Annotated in this window: 11 protein-coding genes; 1 reads left to right on the forward strand and 10 read right to left on the reverse strand. The window is 44.2% G+C overall.

Features of this window, described 5'->3' with window-relative positions; genetic code table 11:
* Position 1: 1 nt before the first annotated feature.
* From AC59JO_RS23965 to AC59JO_RS24000, 8 genes are all read right to left on the reverse strand, one after another.
* On the reverse strand, positions 2 to 1,054 hold the full coding sequence (locus tag AC59JO_RS23965; protein ID WP_497308527.1) for a glycoside hydrolase family 26 protein: 1,053 nt from the start codon (positions 1,052 to 1,054) through the stop codon (positions 2 to 4).
* 323 nt (positions 1,055 to 1,377) lie between these two features.
* A complete protein-coding gene (locus AC59JO_RS23970) occupies positions 1,378 to 2,298 on the reverse strand; it encodes an SGBP N-terminal domain-containing protein (RefSeq protein WP_497308529.1) in 921 nt (306 codons plus the stop codon).
* A gap of 16 nt (positions 2,299 to 2,314) precedes the next feature.
* Entirely contained in the window at positions 2,315 to 3,823 is a 1,509-nt protein-coding gene (locus tag AC59JO_RS23975; protein WP_497308530.1) for a RagB/SusD family nutrient uptake outer membrane protein, read from the reverse strand.
* Between the two features lie 19 nt (positions 3,824 to 3,842).
* On the reverse strand, positions 3,843 to 6,869 hold the full coding sequence (locus AC59JO_RS23980) for a SusC/RagA family TonB-linked outer membrane protein (protein ID WP_497308532.1): 3,027 nt from the start codon (positions 6,867 to 6,869) through the stop codon (positions 3,843 to 3,845).
* Positions 6,870 to 7,312: 443 nt separating this feature from the next.
* Positions 7,313 to 7,822, reverse strand: coding sequence for a glycosyl-4,4'-diaponeurosporenoate acyltransferase CrtO family protein (locus AC59JO_RS23985; protein WP_413666919.1), 510 nt, complete (start codon positions 7,820 to 7,822; stop codon positions 7,313 to 7,315).
* 752 nt (positions 7,823 to 8,574) lie between these two features.
* Positions 8,575 to 10,095, reverse strand: coding sequence for a RagB/SusD family nutrient uptake outer membrane protein (locus AC59JO_RS23990; protein ID WP_497308534.1), 1,521 nt, complete (start codon positions 10,093 to 10,095; stop codon positions 8,575 to 8,577).
* 8 nt (positions 10,096 to 10,103) lie between these two features.
* Complete coding sequence (locus AC59JO_RS23995; RefSeq protein ID WP_497308536.1) at positions 10,104 to 13,526, reverse strand: TonB-dependent receptor; 3,423 nt, start codon at positions 13,524 to 13,526, stop codon at positions 10,104 to 10,106.
* A gap of 138 nt (positions 13,527 to 13,664) precedes the next feature.
* The gene (locus tag AC59JO_RS24000) at positions 13,665 to 14,834 is read right to left on the reverse strand and encodes a FecR family protein (RefSeq protein WP_413666916.1); all 1,170 of its coding nucleotides are present in this window, start codon (positions 14,832 to 14,834) and stop codon (positions 13,665 to 13,667) included.
* 139 nt (positions 14,835 to 14,973) lie between these two features.
* Between AC59JO_RS24000 and AC59JO_RS24005 the strand changes: the two genes are divergently transcribed.
* Positions 14,974 to 15,564 (forward strand): RNA polymerase sigma factor, encoded by a 591-nt coding sequence (locus tag AC59JO_RS24005; RefSeq protein WP_497308539.1) that lies wholly within the window; start codon positions 14,974 to 14,976, stop codon positions 15,562 to 15,564.
* Positions 15,565 to 15,599: 35 nt separating this feature from the next.
* Here AC59JO_RS24005 and AC59JO_RS24010 read toward each other — a convergent pair whose 3' ends face one another.
* Positions 15,600 to 18,056, reverse strand: coding sequence for a TonB-dependent receptor (locus AC59JO_RS24010; protein ID WP_497308541.1), 2,457 nt, complete (start codon positions 18,054 to 18,056; stop codon positions 15,600 to 15,602).
* Between the two features lie 69 nt (positions 18,057 to 18,125).
* Positions 18,126 to 18,926: a helix-turn-helix domain-containing protein gene (locus tag AC59JO_RS24015; protein ID WP_497308543.1), complete on the reverse strand. Its 801-nt coding sequence runs from the start codon at positions 18,924 to 18,926 to the stop codon at positions 18,126 to 18,128.
* Between the last annotated feature and the right edge of the window lie 9 nt (positions 18,927 to 18,935).

Genomic DNA, 18,935 nt, shown 5'->3' on the forward strand with positions numbered 1-18,935 from the left:
CTTATTTCCAGCCTGGCATTTTATCAAGGGTGATCACATTGGGCGCAGTATGCAGATTTTTGATATCGGCATCGCTATTGTTGCTAAATTCCAGTTCGCTCCAGCCCATAAAAAATGTCCATTTAGGCTGGGCGGTAAGCTGGGCTACGGTGGGTAGTTTCTGGCATTCGCCAATAGCAATGGGTTTCCCGGCTGCAACAGTTACCATGGTGTTGTATTTAGCCTGTGTGTATCCGCTGCCATCGTAAACATCAAGCGCGGCAACGTCATAATAATCAGCACCAGGGTTGTAGGCGTTAACATCATCATTGAGACTGCCAAAATCCTGTACATCCCAAACCCAGATGAGGTTGGTGAGCCCTTTGGTTTTTACCATGTAGTCATGCAACATCTGGTAAAGTTTGCGGGTGCCGGTTGGGCCGGACCTGCCTGCCCACCAAAAGCTGCCCTGGTTCATTTCATGCATGGGCCGCCAAAGCACTTCCACGTTTTTATCTTTTAGTTGCTGCAGGTAAAAGCACACTTCATCAACCAAAGCCTTCCATTTATTGTTCATAGCCGAGCCATCGGTGGTGAGTTCTGTCCATTGGTCGTTGGTAAGTTTGCTGAGTACACCGTTGGCGTCAAAACCGCAGGGCTCGGCAAGGGCCGGATTACAGGAATGCCACATAATGTTAACCAGCGCTCCTTTATTCCACTGGTCGATAGCTTCGTTGATCATCGTTTGCCTGTCGTTAATATTATCCTGCTGAAACAGGAAATCACCGCTCCAAAGGCCGGGGTACTTACCGGTTACACTGTAAACCTTATCCGTCCACACCGCGGGGGTTGCGTTGGGCTCACGGTTATGAATGCCGGCCACCGTTTTGGTACCGGATATTTTATACAGGTAATTAAGCGATTTATATGGTGTAGTAGGGATGGTGACCACAGGCGTATCAACCGGTGGTTTTGTGCCGCCATCACCACCTCCGGGTGTCGCGTCGGTCTTTTTTCCACCGCAGGCAAAGAAAGCGGCCGTAGCAGCCGTGATCAGGATTAAAGATATTTGCATTTTTTTCATAAGGGTTTATATTCAACTCGCGTTTCAATAGTAGTATAGCCCACAGCCATTTACATAGGCCAACAGAGGGGGGTTAACAGGGTTAACATAAATCAGGGCTATTTTAATACAAGTAGTTGACGATCAATTAAATAACACAAAATCAGTGTTAACCCCTAAAACATCTTAAAAGCCGCCGCTCGGCTCCTGCCGAGTGGTTATTATTTCCAGGCCTCTGGCCTGTTTACGGCGGCCAGAGGTCGCTGATTAGTTGCCACTCGGCAGGAGCCGAGCGGCGGCATCTTAGTTTTTGTTTTCTTGGGGATGGTCGATTTTTACTGCTTCTTCACATCAATCCAGAAAACCCTTGGACGTTTCACAAACTTGTCGTAATCCGAATAAATATTATTCCAGTCGTCAACGCCATTTAAAGTAAACTTGAACGCGTTATCGGTTATGGTTTTACTTAGGCCGTTACCCAGGCTGGTTGTACCGGCGCTTTCAAACGTCCCAGTTGATGTAGAACCATCCGCAAAAGTGAACGTGATGGTATTAGCCGAATAATTGTGCAGCCAGGTGCCTTCACCTTTCGGGATTTTGCGGTAAAAACTATTTACATCGGTAACCGGGTTTTGTATGTATTGAAAATTGGCATACTTACCATCTGCACCGGCATCGTTCACTATTTTACCATAGGTATTACCATCGGCAGTTACACCAGTATAGGTGAAGGTAAGCGAGTTATCCAGCTCTGCCGAAGGGCCATCAGTAGCAGGCCAATCCCAGGGTTTATCATCAAGTTTTAAAACCGCACCGCCGCCATACTCGGGGCCGGTACCGCCGTAAACTACCAGGCCATTTATTTTAAACGTACCCAGTAACACTTCTGAAAAAGGTTGCAGAATTACTTTCCATTCCTTCTTTTCGCCGGTTTCGGAGGTTACGGTATAAGTGGCAGTGTTGCCGCTGCCCGAAAAATCAACCTGCGCTCCGGATGCAGGCTGCAGGTTTGATTTGTATGAGGAGATCACCGTTGGTTTTACCTTGCTGAAATCATTGGTTGGTTGTACTAATACACGCACGGTTACCGTCGACGCATCGCGATCTATAACTGCAGGGCCTATTTGTACCAGCCCTGCCCCTACGCTGAATGATTCGATTGCCCGTTCATGGCTTTTGATGCCATTCATCGGGTCTTTTTGGCAGGATGTTGCAAAAAACACCGCCAGTAAAATGATATATGTTAGTTTTTTCATTTTCAGTTTTATTTGATCACTTACCTAAATTGGGGTTCTTGTTTACCTCGGCCTGCGGAATTGGGAAATAGTACGGATCGCCGGTGATGGTTTTACCATAGGTATCCTTCAACACCGATTCCATTTTATGACTGCGGCGAAGATCAAACAGACGATTGCCCTCAAAGCACAGTTCCCATTTACGCTCCTGGATCACCGCGTCCCTAAATTGTGCTACCGACAGCCCCGGCGGCAGATTACCCAAACCGGCCCGGGTACGGATCCGGTTTACAGCAGCATACCCCTCAGCAGTTGGGCCACACGCTTCGGCATAGATCAGCAGCACATCCGAAAAGCGGATAATAGGCGTATTGGCGCTGGTTTGCTGCCCGGTTTGCCAGCCAGAGTCATTGAACTTGTTGCTGAACGGACGGTAATATGAATCGGTAATGCTGAGGTTTTGGGTTGGGCCTTTATTGCCACCTGCATCACCCACATCATAAATTGTGGAGATGATCAGCTGGCTTTTGCGTTTATCATTGGCGTCAAAACTATCGTAAATACCGCTTTCGGTCAGGAATTCGTTAAAGCCACCGGGTACATAAGTGCCATTAGGTAAACGGAAATTAAGGTTAGGCATAAAAAACAGCGGCAGTTTAGAGTACTGGCCCTCATCGGCGCCGCTCCTGTCAACCGAGGCATCAAATAAATGCTCGGGGCCAAGCTTTTTGTTTACATCGTAAATAGCCACCAGATCGGGATCAAGACTGTAAACCGATTGCCCTGTAACAACTTTTGCAGCCCAGGTTTTGGCGTTGTTGTACATATCATCGGCATTGCTTACAAAATCATAGCCCGGCGAACTGCTTGCTTTGGCCGATGCAAGCGTAAGATAAACCTTGGCTAAAATACCTTCGGCACCTACCTGGTTTACGCGGCCAAGCCTTACCGTTTGATCCATCATACCAGCGGCTTTTGTTAAGTCGGCAATGATGAGATCATAAATATCCTTCATGCTTGATTTGGGCAGATTGGTTTGACTGATATCATCAACCGGATCGGTATGCATCGGCACAGCGCCGAATAATCGCACCAGGTTGAAGTAATGCAGTGCCCTCAGTGTATAAGCCTCGCCCAGGATCTCATTTTTGGCGGCATCCGTCATGCCGGTAATAGCAGGCACATATTTGATAACCAGGTTGGCACGGTTAATCCCTACATATGGAAACTGGTAGGCAGGCGCCAGTACGCCGTTGGTTGGTGTAACAGTCAATTGGTCAAGCAGCATTTCGTCGGCACTTTTACCGCTGGCCGCGGCAACATCCTCGGTAGGCAACTCAGTTAGTACAATAAAGTTGCGCGAATAATAGCCCAGATCGGGTAGGATGGAATAAGCGTAAATAAGCGCCGAATTTGCATCCGACTCAGTTTTGTAAAAGTTGGTGGTGGATAAAAAGCCATATGGTTTTTCTTCCAGCTGCTTTTTGCAGGACAACGTCATTGTTGTTGCTGCTAAAGCTATAATGGTGTATTTAAATTTGTTCATGTTGATGATGGCTGTTTAATTAAAAACTAACATTTAACCCCAGCGAATACTGGCGTGGCTTGCGGTAATTACCACCAAACTGTCCGTTTTCGCCTACTTCAGGATCAAAGCTTGGGCTGAAATTGGTGAACGTATACAGGTTGGTACCCGAGAAATAAACCCGCAGATTAGTGATCCCTTTAATTAAATTGGGTTTCAGCGTATAACCTATGTTCAGGTTTTGCAGGCGCAGGTAAGTTCCTTTTTGTACATACCAGTTTGAAGCATAGTAAACACGTGTTGCGTTTACACTTGGATAAAGATTAGTGTGGTTATCAGGAGTCCAGGCTTGCAGTTGCGCACTTGGTGTAAAGGTTTGAAAATTGAATATGTCGTTACCGCTTACGCCGTAAAATTGTGCATACAAATCAAACTGACCGTATTTTAACGAGGTATTAAAGCCATAATAAAACTTAGGATTAGGGTTACCGATAATGTACTCGCCCTGCCCTACCGGGATAGGACCGCCGGCTAAATATTTAATATCGCCTACGGTTGCCGCCGTACCATCAACAGGGTTGGTGCCGCCTGCTGTTTGCACAATGCCATCAAATTTATACCCCAGGAAAACATTGGCAGGCTGCCCGTTAATATAGTAGTTTAATGGTGCACGGATGGCTTCAATGTCCTGCCCGTTAGCTTCTATCTGGTTGCCGCCGCCAATGGCTATTACTTTATTCCTGTTCAGTGCAAAGTTGCCGCCTACGCTCCACGAAAATTTATTCCCCTGAAAGATCTGCGCATTGGCAGCTAACTCCACACCGCGATTATCAATAGTACCGTCATTTACTTCAATCACTGAAAAACCTGATGATAAGGCAACCTGGTTTTGACGAAGCAGGTCGGTAGTGTGTTTGTAGTAGTAATCGGCAGTTAAGGTAAAGCGCTGGTTAAACAAGCCTAAATCCAAACCAATATCCAGCTGCCGGGTGGTTTCCCATTTCAAACTTTTGTTTTGCAAACCGTTAAATACCTTGCTGTTGGTGTTTGAGCCATCGTTATAATACGGCGGACCATAACCTGTTTGGAAACCGCCATCGGTATAATATTTGTAACTGCCCAACGTAGCCAGCGACTGGTACGGGCTGATACCCTGATTACCGGTTAAACCATAGCTGGCGCGGATCTTTAACTCCGAGATCTGGCTGATGTTTTTGATAAAGGCCTCGTCGTTAGCCCTCCAGGCAATTGCTCCCGAAGGGAAGAACGCCCATTTATGGTTTTCACCAAATACCGATGAACCATCGGCCCTCCCAGTGAATGTAAACAGGTATCTATCCAGAAAAGTATAATTTGCCCTGCCTATAAATGATTGCAAAGCTGTTTTGGTAAGTCCGTTGCTGATAAACTGCGTAGTGGCCGATTTCAGGTTTTCGTTTTCCAGTACATCGTTTACAAAACCGTGGCCCTGCAAATCAGATGTGCGTACAGTATTGGTTTCCTGCGTATAACCTGCTACAACATTAATATGATGTTGTTTTCCAATATTCCTGTCGTAGGTTAAATAGTTTTCGTTAATGAGGTGATCGCCATTATAGTTGTTGATATCACCATAACCCTGAAACAGGTAACCGGTTGAGGTGGCATCTCTTGGCTGGTAATTATCATTAACAGCGTTGCCATGGGTATAGCTTAATTGTGTTTTTACATTAAGCCCTTTGATGATTTCCCAGTTAATATAGGCTGTACCCAGCAGATCGATGGTTTTGCTTTTGTTAAGTACCTCGTTGGCTATTTGCAGCGGGTTACCAAAATCATTACTGCCGATATGAAAATAGGTACCATCCGGATTAAATGCCGGGAAAACAATGCTCCTGTCTACAGATAATCCTTGCCCGTAGTTTTGGGTTGAAGTAACAATAAGGTTAGTACCCAGCGTAACGGTGGGTTTAAGCTTTTGCTCCAGGTTTACACGACCGGTATATTTTTTATATCCGTTCTGGATAGCCAGGCCCTGCTCGTTATAATAATTACCGGATATCGAATACCTTGTTTTGTCGTTCCCGCCATCGGCCGAAAGGGTATAATTTTGCGATACCGGGTTACGGTAAACGAGTTTGGCCCAATCAGTATTGTAAGCCCATTTGGGTTTATTAGGATCTATGCCCCTAAGCTCGGCCAATGAAGGATAATACGTACCTCCATAAACCTGACCTATAAACAGCGGGGCAATACCGGCGTTAATGCGGGCCTGGTTGTCAATAGTAGCAGCTTCAACAGGGTCATGAAAAACATCGAGCTTATTGCCCAGGGTTGATACCGTGGTAAGTGTACTTAGGGTGATATGTGCCTGCCCTGTTTTACCTCTTTTGGTAGTTACCAGGATAACACCGTTAGCTCCCCTTGAGCCATAGATAGCTGCCGAAGAGGCATCCTTCAATACATCTATTGATTCGATATCGTCCGGGTTAATTTGTTTCAGGTTACCGGCATCGCCCAAAGGTAATCCGTCAACTACAACCAGCGGATTAGCATCTGCCCTTGAACCCAACCCCCGGATACGGATGGTTGAGCCCGATCCCGGCTGCCCCGATGTGGTCAATACCTGTAAACCCGGTACCTTGCCCTGCAATAATGCGTCAACTGAGGCTGCCGGGGTTTTGATAAGATCACTGCCCTTCAATGATCCTACCGAACCAGTAACATCGCGCTTTTTAGCTGTACCGTAACCAACAACCACAACCTCATTCAGGTCGCGGCGGGCGTTAAGCAGGCTTACATTGATCTTACTTTTTCCTGCCTCAACTTTCACCTCCTGGGTTTGCATCCCCAGAAATTTAAAAATCAGGATATTTCCGTTACCGGATATACTGATCTTAAAGCTCCCCTTTGCATCGGTAGCGGTTTGCGCAGTGCTGCCTTTAACAGCCACTGAAACACCGGGCAGGGTAAAACCCTCCTGATCGGTGACTACACCTGTAACCTCTCTTTGTTTAGCCATGGCCGTAAAGGCGCAAAGCAAAACCATGAGTATACAGGCAAATTTTGCGTAAATAATTTTCCTCATAAAATTTCAATTGGTTTATGAGGCAATGTTAGTTTACAGCATTTTTTAAGCGATACAGTATTGTTTCATAGTAATACACTAATGGCTTAATGAGGAAATAAAGCCGTTTTAATGAGCGCTAAAAGCAGAATGCATAAAGGTGAAAGCCTTTTTGCCCCTGCACAGATGCTTTAGGGGGACGTTCAACAAATCGAAAATCTTCCGGAGCTGTGTCATTATATTAAGAAAATCCCCCAGAGGGAGAACAGGTTTGTAGCACATAATATACCGAGAATAACCGTGCCAGAGGTACGAAACACCGGAGCTGTGTACCTCTGGCACACTAAAAAGTCCAATCTGTGTTTATTTCTACAAACCTTTTGCACCTCTGGTGCAGCCTCTAAAACTCTTAACTTAATGTCATTGCAAGCTGAGCCATCACCCAGTCATTCTTTAAGCACTCTTTATACTAATTTTTGATTGGAGCACCTTAATACCCTAATCCGGTTAAATTGCTGCAGTAAGATGGGAAAGACATTGTAGACCACATTGCCTATCACAATTAATAATGCCAACAGATAATGCCCCTGTACAATCGCAATACCGCTTGTGAGCAGGAAAAATATAAAGCAAATAAAATGAAACCGTTCATACATCATAATGGTGCCGAGATACCTTTGAGGGTCTACGCTTTTTAGCATGCCCCGGTAGGCGGGATTGTTCTTTCTTCCTATGCGGTTTGCGAAATCTCCATGCTGAACAAACTTACGAATAACCCTCACCCCTAAACGCTCATAAATTTTTGTATTATGGCTTAACTGGATCCTGTAGAAAAAACGTTGAGAGAGAAACGCCGGGATAATGCTTAAACCTATAAACAGGTAAAACCAAACAGATAAGCCGTTTGCAACCCAATAAAAAAGCACTGCTGCAAAGCCAAGTATCGTCCAGAAGAAATTAATAAACTGGTTCATTGTTTAATTAGCCCGTATACTAAGATCGTTATTCTAAACTTCAATTTAAACTGTAAGCTTTATAGACAGCTCTACTAATCATTTAAAATGCCCCCGGCCATTTAACTACATAACAAAGTCGTTACAAAAATTCGCTATTTTTCTCTCCCACCTCCAAAACCCTAAGGTTATATTTGTACTACCTGAATTAGAGAGCTTTAATACCCCTACGGACCCTACGTCTGCCAAAGCCTGTCATCGATGGGCTTTTGTATTTTTTATATTACAATTTATTTTTTTGTTAAGATCAATTTAACTTTGAGGCATAAGTTATTTTAATAGGGGTATTAAATAACTAATATTGCGGCCATGCTTCAACAGGAGCATGGCTTTTTTTATGAACTATCTCCTGAAGCCATACTAAGCAATAAACGCAGTATACCTACTTCATTTCCAGCAATCAAAAGAAAAAGCGTAAAAAAACAAAAGCCCCAAAGCGCTCGCCGCCGGGACTTTTTCCTAAACCTTATCACAATGAGACTTAGGAAGTCTCAGATGCGCAAATATGCGGATTTAATCTTTAATTAAACCATTTCTAAACTAAAAAGAACAAGGAAATTACAATAAGCGAAGCGCGGAATAACCAGAAAGTATAAACTGATACCATAACAAAAACAACAATAGGCTTCCTAAAAAAGGCAGCCTATTGTTGTTTGGGGTTATATACAGTTCAGTTACAAAGGATTATTTCAACTCCAATATAATTTGCCTAACTATTTATAATCCGGGTTCTGAATAAGTACCCCGCCGCTCTTGTCAATTTCGGTTTGCGGAAGCGGCCAATGGTAAAACTTATCCTCAAAATGATAATTGATAAGGGAAGATACCACAGCGTTAAGTACCGGCCCTGCAATGTGCCACCTTAACAGGTCGTAATGGCGCAGGCCTTCAAAAGCAAGCTCAACGCGGCGCTCGTGCCTGATACGTGCGCGCATCTGGTCTTTGGTATATCCGGCCGGATAAGCAGGCATGTTTACGCGTGCGCGCAAATCGGCCATTGCTTTATAAACTGTTGCGTCCGGCCCTGAAATTTCATTTTGAGCTTCGGCATACATCAGCATTACCTCGCCTAAACGTAAAATAACTGCATCCTGCTGACTAAGCGTTGAAAAGCCGTAAGGTATGTTATTAGGTTCGAGGAATTTGATAATTCCGTAGCCTGTAGGCCTCAGGTTTGAAGGATGGTGAACCTTGCCGGGGCCAAAATATACCGAATCGGCATATACTGTTTTGGCCAACCTTGGGTCGCGGTTTTTGAACTGATTTTTGGTATCAGTTAGTGGCGAAGTACCATATGGCTGTCCATCAGTACACTCATAGGCGTCTACCATATTTTGCATTGGTGCACAGGCATCCCAGTCACCATAATACATATCCCATGGGGCTGTGTTGTTTGGCGCCAAAAAGTTAACCGAAAACATGATCTCGGTATTGTTTTTCTGGGTAACATCCCTGAAAATATCCTCAAAATTGGTGCTTAGTTTGTACTGGCCCATTAAATCCAAACAAAGGTCCCTTACCTGGGTGAGCATGGTAGCATCAGGGGTGCCGGTGCTTCCAAATGCGGCAAACAATAAAACCCTTGCTTTTAGCGCTTTTGCAGATGACGCGGCCGCATGACCACCATTGGCGTAATAAGCATTGGTGCTCAAGTTAGCAATACCATAATCCAGATCGGCAGTGATTTGGGCAAGTACCTGCGCCGCAGGCACTTTAGGTTGTTTTTGATTACTCAAATCAAGTGGTTGTGTTACCAATGGAACATCGCCGTAAATGCTATATAACTGAAAATAAAGAAAGGCGCGGATAAACCTTACTTCGCCTTCATAAATTTTACGCTGGCTGTCAGAAATATCGGAGCCTTTGTAGTTACCTAAATTTTGCAGAAAAAGGTTTACCCTTGTAATACCCACATAACTATCGTTATAAATAGCGGTTTCGTAACCACCGGTGGTAGGGTTAAAGTTACCTTGCACAAAATCTTTAGCTGCACCCGAATTGAATTGGTTATAGCCATTATCGGTAAACCCGTCCCTAAAGCCCATACCGTAAGAAAATTCTTCGGTTTGAAGCGAGGCGTAAACAGCTGCCAAAGCCGCGTCAAAATCGGCCTTCGTTTTATAGAATGTTGAAGTGGCAATCTGATCGTTAGGGTTAAGATCAAGCGCCTTTTTACATGCGCCTAAAAACAGCGATGTAATTAATATGATGGTTAATATAATTCGATTTTTCATGTGGCTAATTAAAAGGAAACGTTCAAACCAAAAGAGTAGATTTTATTTTGCGGATATTGCACCTGGTCGCCGCTGCCATAACGTTCAGGATCAAGACCTTTAAATTTGGTTATGGTTAACAGGTTATCGCCTGCGAAATAAACCCTTAACCGGTTGATACCTACTTTTTTGGTAAGTTGCGAAGGCAGAGTATAACCAAACACAAGGTTTTTAAGCCTCAAATACGATGCATCCTGCAGGAAGTATGATGACCTGCGACCAATTTTATCGGGTGCGCTTTGGCCAAAATAAAGACGCGGCATAGTAGTAGAAGGGTGCTCAGGTGTCCAGGCATTCAACCAATCGGTTGTTGGCGACGAGCCTTGTACAAATGGAATGGTACCCCAGCCTGACACATAAGATTTAACGCCGTAAACGCCCTGCATCATGGCCGATAAGTCAAAGCCTTTAAAGCTGGCCGATAAGTTAAATGAGTAATTTAATTTAGGGTAAACACCACCAATCACGGTTTTATCATTCTGATCTATTTTACCGTCGCCGTTTACATCTTTATATTTTAAATCGCCCGGTAGTGTGGAGTCAGAAAATTGTTTTGGAGAATTGGCTACCTCTTGTGCCGACTGGAATATGCCGACAACCTGCAGCATATAGAACGAGTTCCATGGGAGCCCATTTTGGTTGATGGTATAATCACCTATTTCGGTTTGACCAAATTTCACCAGCTTGTTGCGGTTATGGTCAACGTTTGCACCTACGTTAAAGGCCAGGCCTCTTAAAGCGCCATCGGTTATTACATTATTGTATGATACACCAAGCTCAATACCCCTGTTGTTAACCGAGCCATCATTGATAGACGGAGCGCCTAAACCTACGGCCGCGGTAACCTGGGCTGTTCTTAAAATATCAGATGTTGTTTTGTTATACCAATCGGCAGTTAAGTTAAAGTTTTTGAAAACCGTTACATCCAAACCAATATCGGTCATGGTAGTGGTTTCCCATTTAATGGCCGGATTGTTCAGGCTTTGCTGGGCTACACCGGTTAACAATGTAGAATTATCAAAAGAATAGTTACCGGTAAAATTCAGCAATGCCTGATAAGGATAATTAACGCCATATCCGTTTATTACTACGTTTTGATTTCCTAACTGTCCCCATGAACCTCTTACTTTGAAATTATCCAGCCAGGTTAAATTCATGGCTTTTACAAAAGGCTCTTCGGTAACGCGCCAGCCCGCTGAAAACGACGGGAATACCCCCCATTTATTTTTACCGGCAAACTTTGAACTTCCGTCATCACGAATATTGCCCTCTAAAAGATAACGTCCTTTATAATCGTAATTTACACGACCGAAATAAGACATCAAGGCCCATTGATTACTGGTTCCGTTTGCGTTTTGAATGTCAGAACCGCCTGCGTTTAACTCCTGCAGATCCAGGTCGGCAAAGTTTTTACGATATCCTGATAGGTATTGATATTTACTTTGTTCAATGCTGTAACCAAATTGCGCTTTAATGTTATGACCATGAAAGTTGTGCGCGTAGTTCAGGTAGCTGAACAGGTTGGTATATACGGTTTGCTCGTCCTGGTCCGTTAAACCTTTACCCAGGTCAAGAGATGTTGCAAATTGATTTGTCCTGAAGTTATACTCATCAAGTGTGGCTTTAAAATCTTTGTACTTGTCCATGTTAAAGTTCACCGCACCTTTGGTATACCACGAGATGTCTTTAGTAAACTGAACCTCAAACCAACCCTGGGCGTTTACAGCATAATCATTAGTAACCCTTCTGAAGTTTTGATCAAGTACAGCTATAGGGTTTTTATTATTGTATTCAAAATCATAAGCCTTATAGGTATACCTTCCGCTGCCATCAGATAAGTAAGGGCCATACGTTGGCGCCTGAGACATAGCTGAAAGGAAGAGATCCATTGAAGAGCCGTCCCATTGTGTTGGTGACGAAGGGTTACCGGCTACAGCACCCCTGGTACCTGATTTTAACAATACGTTGGTACCAAATTTTATATGATCATTGATCTTTGAAGTTAAGTTGATACGTCCGCTATATCGTTTATAATCGAAGCCTCTTTCAATACCATCCTGGTTAACATAGCCAAATGATACATTATAGGTAGTTTTCTCTGTACCGCCGCTAAATGTCAGGTTATGATTTTGTGTTACAGCAGTTCTGAATATCAGGCTTAGCCAATCGGTATTAGGATACTTTACCCTGTCTGTGGCATTACGGTACAGATCGATCTGGTCTTGCGGATAAAGCGACCCCGGGTCTGTTGTTCCGCTATTGATGCGCGCCTGGTTAAACATCTCCATATATTGAGCCGAGTTGGTCACCAGTTTAAACATCTTGGTCGGGCTGTTGTATCCTAAATTACCATCATAAGTAACAGACATTTGCCCGGCTTTACCCTGTTTGGTTGTTACCAATACAACGCCATTAGCTGCCCTTGAACCATATATAGATGCGGATGCGGCGTCTTTCAAAACTGATACATTATCGATATCAGTTGGGTTAAGATCGCTGAAGTTCCCGGGAACACCATCAATCAACACTAACGGATCGGAACCAGCACCACTGAATGTACTGTTACCACGAATACGGATAGATACAGCCTCATTTCCCGGCTCGCCCGAACCTGTGTTGATCTGAACACCTGGTGCCAGGCCTTCGAGCATAGAAGCCGTATTAACAACAGGGCGCTTATTCAATGTTTCGCCGGATACCGATGATACCGCACCTGTAAGGTTCGCTTTCTTTTGCGTACCGTAACCAACCACTACAATTTCATTAAGTGCAGATGTTTGCTCTTTAAGCGTTACATCAATTTTGGTTTGATTACCTACCGGTACCTCCTGGCTAACAAAACCCACAAAGCTGAATACCAATACCGCATTATTGTCATTTACGGTAACGGTATAATTACCATCAATATTGGTTTGTACGCCTGTGTTGGTGCCCTTAACCTTTACTGTAACACCCGGTAAAGACACACCTTTCTGATCTTTTACCGTACCGGTGATGGTTATTGCCTGTACCGGTTTCTTTTCGGCGGGTTTGGGTGTAACTACAATAGTGGTATTATTAATTACATAACTAAAAGGCTGATCACGGAAGCATTGCTGCAATGCTTCTTCCAACCCGGCATCTTTAAGGTCGACATTTACAGGCTGGGCCTTTTTCAGCATTTTGGAATTGTATAACACGCTGTATCCGCTTTGCCTGTGGATATCTTTCAGCGTTTCCACAAGCGAAGCGTTATTTTTATTAAGGCTAATCTTTTGTGCAAAAGTGGTTGAGGCACTTACCTGAAGTATCGAAACCAGACACAAAAAGAACGACAATTTCATGATCAGAAATAATTTTGATACGGCACGGGGTATCTGCCCGCGCTTTAATGCAGTAGAATTTTTGTACATTTGAATGTTAGGTTAAATAACTGGTTGTGAGAAAAATGATCGTTAACTGACCTGATTGCTACCCGTAGCATTGAACCAGGGGCGGTGCGAACGCTCCTGGTTACTTCTTTTTGGGGATAGCATTATATAAGTATGAGGTTACTTCATAATGATAACCCTCCTTCCTTCAATTTTATAGTGGATACTACCGGTAAGCTTGATATTATCAAGCAATTCTTTAATATCTTTATATTTTGATATGGTGCCGCCAAATTCATTTTCCTGAACCTGGGTGTCCTGATATTCAATATCCACGTCATACCAGCGGCTTACCTGCTTCATTATATTTATTATGCTTTGATCATGAAATATAAAAAAGCCGTTTATCCAGGCCATATTGGCTTCTACATCGGCCTTTTGTACTTTTATCGATGAGCCGTTTTGACTTACGGTTCCCTCCTGTCCGGGTAAAAGCATCACAGCAGCACTGCCTTTACTCATTTTAACCGAACCTTCAAGCAAGGTGGTGGTTATGTCGGGATTATCGGTATAAGCATTAATATTGAAATGGGTGCCGAATACCTGCACCTGCGTACCATTAGCCTTAACAATAAATGGGTGGGCTTTATCTTTGGCTACCTCAAAATACGCCTCACCGTTTAATTCAATTTCGCGGTTGGCCCCTGTAAAATACTCAGGGAATTTGATTGACGACGCTGCATTGAGCTGTACTTTGGTGCCATCTTCCAACACTACCTGGTATTGGCCCCCCCGCGGTGTGGTTATGGTATTGATTTGGGGGATGGCTGCCTGCCCCTGTTCGTTTGGCTTTCTGTCAAATTTATAAACCACTAAACCGTTGGCGGCCTTGCTTACTTTTACACCCGCCCCTGCTGCCAGCTGACCGTTTTTCGCGTCGTCAAGCACTATCTTATTGCCGTTTGCCAATGTGAGGTAAGCCTTATTACTTCCGGGTAGTATTTTAGTTCCGTTTTTTGAACTGACGACATCGGCTATATTATTCGTTTTAGCAGGCTGCATGAAAAGTAAACCTGCAAGCACCGCTATACCGACCAGTGCAGCAGCAGCCCACAACCACCTGTAGCTGGTACGCTTAGGCATTAAAACAGTGGTTTCCTGCCTGCTTTCACTTAGCTTTTGCCAGATCCGTGTGCGTACCTCCAGAGGGTCGGTATCATCCTCCGTCCATACGTCATCGGGCAGTTGCATATCGTCACGGTATGCAGCCAGCAATTCTTTCTCGGCAGGAGAACATTCACCATCGAGATACTTTTGGTATAGCGCCAAAAACTCTTCTTTGCTTATCATTAAATATTATGATCTGAGGTTTACAAAAGGTAAGTGTAGATTCTACCACAGTACACACATACTTTTTTGAACTTTCTGTCACTTTCTTTAAAATTTTAAAAATTAGCGCCTCTTTTTATACATTTACCTAACCAATTATATGCTTTACACGTCCTTAACAGATGCCGAGTTGTGGAATGCCGTACGTAATAACGACGAGGTGGCATTTACTGCCCTGTTTGACAGGTACTGGGTAAGGTTGTATAAGCTGGCAAAAGGTTACCTCAAAAACCAGGACACAAGCGAGGAACTGGTGCACGATATTTTCCTGAATATCTGGAACAGGCGCCAAACGCTTGAAATAGAGTCATTCCCAACGTTCATGCTTACGGCTGCACGTTACCAGGTATATAACCGTACGCGGGCTGCAAAACCGCTTACTTTAGTTTTGGGCGATACCCATCCGAAAAACGAACCTTTTCATAACAACGAAGGCGAAGACCATTTAATTGAAATGGAGCTTCAACAGGAATTACAGCAATATTTGATACAGCTGCCAAAGCGATGCCAGGAAATTTTTTATCTGAGCCGGGTGAAAAACCTGTCGAACCAGGAAATAGCCGACAGCTTTGGCGTTTCTAAACGCACCGTCGAAAATCAGATCACGGTAGCATTGAAACACCTGAGAAGTTGTTTAAAATATACTTCTACAGCCGTTATTTTTTTCCGTTTGCTTCTTTTTCGTCACTAAAGCAGCCACCTACAAATGAGGTGGTAGCCGCCTAACTAAAACTCGCGGTCATTCAACTCGCTGCCCGGTAATTTCAGTTTACTCACAAAACGATTGAGATTGAAGCTAAGATTGATCAACAACACGTTGGTTTCGTAGATATAATTGGTGGTAGTATAAAAATCAACACCCGAAGTGGTAATGCGCTGCCTGGCCGAATTAAATATGCCCATATTTTGCCACAGCACAGAGGCCGACAACCTGCCATTCATAAACGTTTTCTTTACAGAAGTATTTGGAATAAAATATTGGGAATCTTCTCCTTGAGCGGTTGGTCGTTTGGATAGATAATTAAAATTAGCTTGCGTGCTCCAGGTTTTACTTAACTGAAAAGCCGTGTTCATGTTCAATGTGTAAGCCCAGCGGCGGTTGTTGACACCAACTGGCTGCCCCAGGATGCGGATATCCCCGCTGATGTGATAGTTAAAGGCATTGCCCCCTACATATAGGTTCCACCATTTTTTTAGCTGAAGATTAGTACCCATTTCAGCACCAATCTGGTTGGCCGAACCTGCATTGGTATAAACACGGTTCAGAATGGTATCTGCATAAACACTGTTAAGGCGTTGGATTGGATTTTTAATATGCTGATAATAGCCCGTAACAAAAAAAGAACCGGCACTAAAACTATGGGTTATCCCCAGCTCAGCCTGATCGATAAATTCGGGAAGCAAATCGGGGTCGCCTTCCTCAAGCGTCTCCGAGTGCTCACGTTCGGGTATGGGATTTAGCTCCAGGTTGGTGGTACGGTTAATCCGTTTACTGTAATCGGCCTTTAGTTTCCAATTGTTATTCAGGCTGTATTGCAGCAATACCGATGGAAACAAATTGGACAGGTTAAGCCGGTGAGGGTTCGCATCATATGAAAGGTTCACTAACCGTGTGGCGTATTCATAGCGCAGGCCACCATTATACTCCCATTGGCCCGATTTACCGGAATACTGACTGTAAACCGAGTTGATAATATTTTTTGCATGCAAACTACCCTGAAATTTGTTTGCATCAGGTTGCGAAGCTGGCGGTGTTACCAAATAATCAAACTTCCCATCCTGCGTATCATAGCGCAGCTGGTAGCCGCTTTCCAGTTTGCCTTTACCTATTGGTACACTATGATCAAGCCTGAAACGGTAGCTGGTAATGGGCCGTTTATAAGGATTGTAAACATATTGAATAGTATCAGCAGTATTTGGATAATACAGGTTACGGTTTTTGGTATTTCCGTACAGATCGGCATGTTCGTAAACCATCCCGGCAGCCAGTGTAGACTTATCGCCAAAAGTATGGGTATAATCAAAATTGGCCAATGCAAAACTTCCCTCCTTGGTTTGCAGGTTTGAGTTATAATATGTGGTATTTTTAATCAGCGCATTGTTGCCCAGGTTTGATGTGGTATTATGATACAGTAGATCGGCTACGCGGTCCTGATAACGGCGCCCCAGGAACAGGCCACCCGAAAAGACATCAGCGGCATTTGGCGTAAAGCTGATGGAAGCCCGGCCAGCATAATTATATTTCTTAAAACTGCGTTCGCCTGTCGATGGAAACCTCGTGATGGTACCTGCTGTAACGTTTTTGGTATAAGCATCTCCCTCACGGTAACCGGCGTTATCGTTCCGGTTATAATTGCCGCTAACAGATGCATCCCATTTACCTTTCCTGTAGTTTAGCGTAATGTCGCTGCCAAAACGTACAGGCTCGCGCGTATTCCCGAAATCGCCGGTACTGGGTAGGCCGCCCTGGGCATTCACTGTTAAAGTTACGCCATCTATGGCTCCTTTTTTTGTGATGATATTGAGCATCCCTCCCCGTCCGTCGGGATCATATTTGGCCGAGGGCGACGTCAGCACCTCGATATTCTCAACTGAATTGGCCGGTATTTGTGATAATACAGTTTGTGCGTCGGTAATAACGGGTTTGCCGTTTACGAGTACCATAAAACTTTCAGATCCGCGCATGCTGATGTTGCCCTCTCCGTTAACTGATACTGAGGGCAAATTTTTGATCACATCAATAGCCGACCCTCCTTTGGCCGCTTCAAACTGCCCGGCCCGGTAAACCTGTTTATCTATCTTGTTAACGGCGTTCGCCTGCTTTCCTTTTACACTCACTTCATTCAGTTGTGTATTTGCCGGTTGCAATTTAAAATCGCCCAGGTTGAGTTGCTGTTCTTCATTTAACCTGAGGTCCGTTTTGATGACATCATGATAACCTATAAAAGCTATTTTTAAACGATAAGCCCCCGCCCTGATCTTATCAATTTCAAAACCTCCGTTGGTTAGGGAAAGTGTTCCTGCAACCAAAACAGAATCGCTCAAACGAAATACTGCCACGCTTGCATACGCTACAGGCCGCAGGGTCTGGCCGTCAATTACCCGCCCCCTAATTCGGGCGGTTTGCGCAGAAAGAAAAATTGTGTAACAAAGCAGTACGGTAAGCAGCAGCAGTTTTTTCATATTTACTGCTGTAAAATTAAAGAGGGTGGCTGCCGCAATACGGTACTATTGCCTCGATATACGGTATATTTAACCTTTAGCAACGAGCAGGTCGCGGTAAACGCCGGGTGTCAGGTTGGTAGCCGCCTTAAAAAACTTAACAAAGTGGGAAGTATCGGTAAACTGAAGGGTATGCGCTATCTCCTTTATCGACCCGTTGGTTGAGGTGAGCAGCGTTTTTGCTTCCAGCAGCAGACGTTCGTTGAGCATGGCTGACGGGCTTTTTCCACAAGCCTCCCGGCAAATCAGGTTAAGCCTGTTGGAGGATATGCCAAGCGTATCGGCATATTCCTGTACCCTGGTTAAACGGATACTATTGGTATACAAGAGGCTCTTAAACTTATAGTACAAAGCATGGGCCGGTGGTCGTGGTGCTTGCCTTGCAAGTGCATCTGTTTTTTCGAGCAATAAACGCAGATAGGCCGTTAAAATCTTAACATCCGCTCCGCGGCGATATTCTTCATTAAATAAAGTTAACAGCGATAGATACCCGGAATCACCGGAGAGATGGATCTGCGTATTCAACTGGTAAATGATAGGCAGAAGATCAGCCGACAATAATTCCTCTTTAAAAAGCAATACAAATCCTTTAGGTATGCGCGTAAAATCCCAGCAATGTGTTTGCCCGGGCTTAAGAAAAAAAATCACCGGATGGCTTACTTCGTAAACGATATCATCTATCAGATGCTCTCCCGCGCCGTCGCTCAAAACAATCAGCTCAAAGTAGCCGGCATGTTTATGAGGCACCGTAGGCTTTATCACCTCTTTAAAAGGACTGATCTTCAATACCTGATCGGCACTGATCTTTGATTTAACCGGTAATATGCTCATATCTGCTCA

This window comes from Mucilaginibacter sp. A5337 (genome assembly GCF_059690695.1).

Excerpts from the sequence above, each read along its gene's own strand:
- AC59JO_RS23965 (WP_497308527.1), bottom strand. The coding sequence starts at position 1,054 with ATGCAAATATCTTTAATCCTGATCACGGCTGCTACGGCCGCTTTCTTT.
- AC59JO_RS23970 (WP_497308529.1), bottom strand. The coding sequence starts at position 2,298 with ATGAAAAAACTAACATATATCATTTTACTGGCGGTGTTTTTTGCAACA.
- AC59JO_RS23975 (WP_497308530.1), bottom strand. The coding sequence starts at position 3,823 with ATGAACAAATTTAAATACACCATTATAGCTTTAGCAGCAACAACAATG.
- AC59JO_RS23980 (WP_497308532.1), bottom strand. The coding sequence starts at position 6,869 with ATGAGGAAAATTATTTACGCAAAATTTGCCTGTATACTCATGGTTTTG.
- AC59JO_RS23985 (WP_413666919.1), bottom strand. The coding sequence starts at position 7,822 with ATGAACCAGTTTATTAATTTCTTCTGGACGATACTTGGCTTTGCAGCA.
- AC59JO_RS23990 (WP_497308534.1), bottom strand. The coding sequence starts at position 10,095 with ATGAAAAATCGAATTATATTAACCATCATATTAATTACATCGCTGTTT.
- AC59JO_RS23995 (WP_497308536.1), bottom strand. The coding sequence starts at position 13,526 with ATGTACAAAAATTCTACTGCATTAAAGCGCGGGCAGATACCCCGTGCC.
- AC59JO_RS24000 (WP_413666916.1), bottom strand. The coding sequence starts at position 14,834 with ATGATAAGCAAAGAAGAGTTTTTGGCGCTATACCAAAAGTATCTCGAT.
- AC59JO_RS24005 (WP_497308539.1), top strand. The coding sequence starts at position 14,974 with ATGCTTTACACGTCCTTAACAGATGCCGAGTTGTGGAATGCCGTACGT.
- AC59JO_RS24010 (WP_497308541.1), bottom strand. The coding sequence starts at position 18,056 with ATGAAAAAACTGCTGCTGCTTACCGTACTGCTTTGTTACACAATTTTT.
- AC59JO_RS24015 (WP_497308543.1), bottom strand. The coding sequence starts at position 18,926 with ATGAGCATATTACCGGTTAAATCAAAGATCAGTGCCGATCAGGTATTG.